This window comes from Microcystis sp. M109S1 (assembly GCF_020247025.1).
GTDB lineage: Bacteria > Cyanobacteriota > Cyanobacteriia > Cyanobacteriales > Microcystaceae > Microcystis.
Genome location: NZ_JADBRW010000264.1, coordinates 1 through 3217, shown reverse-complemented (window position 1 = coordinate 3217; position 3217 = coordinate 1). Strand labels below are relative to the sequence as shown.

Below are 3217 nucleotides of genomic sequence, written 5' to 3'. Positions count from 1 at the left end.
CATTGGCTTTCATCCTCCTGTACTTCGACAATTGACGGATTATGCAGTAGGATAGACTCGTTTATCCTACTGCAATTAATCTTGGTTAGCTGTCTGTTGTTTGAGAGTTATCTGTGGGTGACTTTGCTTTTTTTGATAGGACACATTTTACTTTTGTTGCGGCTAAACCTAGTCCGAGTAAACCTAAACCCAAGATATTAGACGGCTCAGGGATAGTCACTTGTGTAGGAGAATCAAGTCGGGCGATCCAACCTTCGTTCTGACCGCTAGGATTCGTGCCGTACCCAACGATCGTCAGTCCGTCGGCGGAGATTCCCTTTGCTTCAGATAGCTGCCATCCCGTCAAATTCAACCCGAAATCGGTGGTGAGAACGTCTTGAAGATTTCTCATCCCGCCAGAACTCGTCCATCGAAACGCCTCTTCCCCGCTCGCGGAAGTGCCCCGACCGACGACGACGGAGCCATCGCCCGATACCCCGTTAGCAAAGCTACTGAAATTTCCGCCGGGAAGGTCGCCGAGACCCACCATTCCCCCAGAACTCGTCCAACGGAACGCCTCTTGCCCACTCGCGGTAAAGCTGTAACCGACGATGGCGGAGCCATCGCCCGATACTCCGTTGGCAAAGCTAGCGAAAATCCCGCCGGGGAGATCGCCGAGACCCACCATTCCCCCTGAGTTCGTCCAGCGGAACGCCTCATACCCGCTCGCGGAAGTGCCGAAACCGACGACGACGGAGCCATCGCCCGATATCCCGTAAGCAGTGCTAGAGATAAACCCGCCGGGGAGGTCACCGAGACCGACTATCCCCCCGGATGCTGTCCAGAGGAACGCCTCTTGCCCGGTCACGACATTGCCCAAACCGACGACGATGGAGCCATCGCCCGATACCCCTAAAGCAACGCTCGCGAAAGCCCCACCGGAGAGGTCACCGAGACCGACCATCCCCCCAGAACTCGTCCAGCGGAACGCCTCCAACCCGCTCGCAGAATTGCTGGAACCGACGATGACAGAGCCATCGCTCGATGCCCCGTAAGCAAGGCTACCAGAATTCCCTCCGGGGAGATCACCGAGACCGATCATCCCACCTGAGTCCGTCCAACGGAACGCCTCGTTTGCGCTGCTTGCGGAATAGCCGTAACCGATAACGACGGAGCCATCGCTCGATACCCCGTAAGCTCGGCTAGAGAAACCCCCGCCGGGGAGGTCGCCGAGACCTTGAAAGGAGGCGGCATGGGCGGGACTGGCGAGAGCGATCGCTGAAGTCACGAGGGCGATTCCGAAGAGAGTTTTGTTTTGGTTTTTCATGGTTTTTGATGTTTGAAATAAGTGGGGTTTGAGAGAATACGATCTTCGTGGGGCAAAAGTGTTACTTAATCGATACGTTCATCTAGTCGATACGGACTTTACTCTATGCGTGTCGATCGCAAGGCTTCTTAGCTATTCAAGAAGAACAAAATTTTTTCTCGGGTAGGCACGGGGATTTTCGTCAGAAATCCCCATCGCATACCGATCAACGTTTCTTGTATTTTGTCGCCAGTCCCAGCAAGGAAACCAAACCGATCGCAAAAACGGAGGAAGGTTCGGGGGTGCTGGTAGAAGATGTCGCGTTTAGGCGGGCGATCCAGCCTTCGTACTGACCGCTAGGATTCGTGCCGTACCCAACGATCGTCAGCCCATCGGCGGAGATCCCCTGCGCGCGCGATAGTTGCCATCCCGTCAGATTCAACCCAAAATCAGTGGTGAGAACATCTTTAAGGCTTCTTATCCCCCCTGAGGTCGTCCAGCGGAACGCTTCGTACCCGTTCGCAGAGTTGCCGAAACCGATGACGACGGAGCCATCGTCCGATACCCCGCTAGCATAGGTATCGACACTCCCGCCGGGGAGGTCACCGAGACTGACGATCCCTCCTGCTTGAGTCCAGCGGAACGCCTCAATTCCGCTCGCGGAAGTGCCGTAACCGACGACGATGGAGCCATCGCTCGATATCCCGTAAGCACCGCTACCGAAACCCCCGCCGGGGAGGTCACCGAGACCGACCATCCCCCCTGAGTTCGTCCAGCGGAACGCCTCATTCCCTGTCGCGGGAAAGGCGACACCGACGACGACCGAGCCATCGCCCGATACCGCTGAAGCAGCGCTCTGGGAAACCCCACTGGGGAGGCTACCGAGACCGACGATCCCCCCTGCTTGAGTCCAGCGGAACGCCTGGAAATTGCTCGCGGAATGGCTGTTGCCGACGACGACAGAGCCATCGCCTGATAAGCTAAACGGCTTTTACTTCGGATCACCGATATAGACTCCAAAAGGGTTATAGCTATTGGATCATGCAGGTTAAGCGCCGTTTAGCTTACCCCCTGAGCCACGCTATAGAAAGTCCCGCCGGGGAGGTCACCGAGACCGACGATTCCCCCTGCTTGAGTCCATCGGAACGCCTCCAACCCGTTCGCGGAATAGCTGTAACCGACGACGACGGAGCCATCGCCCGATACCCCGTTAGCAGATCCCTGGAAAGTCCCGCCGGGGAGGTCACCGAGACCGACGATCCCCCCTGCTTGAGTCCAGCGGAACGCCTCGTTCCCGCTCGCGGAATAGCTGGAACCGACGACGACGGAGCCATCGCTCGATACCCCGTTAGCCCGGCTATCGAATCCCCCTCCGGGGAGGTCGCCGAGACCTTGAAAGGAGGCGGCGTGGGCGGGATTGGCGAGAGCGATCGCTGAAGTTGCGAGGGCGATTCCGAAAAAAGTTTTGTTTTGGCTTTTCATAGTTTTATTGTTTGGTATGGACTGGGCTTGTAATAATTAACATAACTCATATGACAAGCTAAATCACTCAATGAAACTGCATGAAAAAATCGAAGAAAGAAATTCCGATTTCAATCATGAATAGAAAATCCTTTTCGAGATAATGTTTTAAATCTATTGGTGGTTCTTTTCAGAGCTAGTTTTTTCCGGATATGCTGGTAAATCATCCAGAGAAAGCAATGTCAAAAAACTTAACTTAGTTTCATTGACTTTCTCCAAAAAAACCAACACCTTTCCCTCAGACATCTCAGCATTAATCTCCACAAAAACAGGCTCTTCGGTAATTGTTATGCAAATAATTAACTGAAAATAAAATTAGATAAGAGAGCCTACGCCCAAAAGTAGCTGAAATTCATATAAAGAAGGACTTAAGGCACAAATAGGTTAATACCAAAAGATAGACAATTGAGT

The 3217-nt window shown here is 53.7% G+C and carries 3 protein-coding genes and 1 pseudogene; all 4 read right to left on the bottom strand.

Annotated features, from left to right (window positions below):
* Window positions 1-85: 85 nt before the first annotated feature.
* Window positions 86-1306, bottom strand: a complete 1221-nt coding sequence (locus IM322_RS13195) for a PEP-CTERM sorting domain-containing protein (RefSeq protein WP_287713231.1) — start codon at window positions 1304-1306, stop codon at window positions 86-88.
* A gap of 205 nt (window positions 1307-1511) precedes the next feature.
* Entirely contained in the window at window positions 1512-2042 is a 531-nt protein-coding gene (locus tag IM322_RS13190) for a hypothetical protein (RefSeq protein ID WP_287672973.1), read from the bottom strand.
* 30 nt (window positions 2043-2072) lie between these two features.
* A pseudogene (locus IM322_RS13185) lies at window positions 2073-2180 on the bottom strand (PEP-CTERM sorting domain-containing protein); the annotation flags it as partial.
* Between the two features lie 164 nt (window positions 2181-2344).
* Window positions 2345-2767 (bottom strand): hypothetical protein, encoded by a 423-nt coding sequence (locus tag IM322_RS13180; RefSeq protein ID WP_287672972.1) that lies wholly within the window; start codon window positions 2765-2767, stop codon window positions 2345-2347.
* Between the last annotated feature and the right edge of the window lie 450 nt (window positions 2768-3217).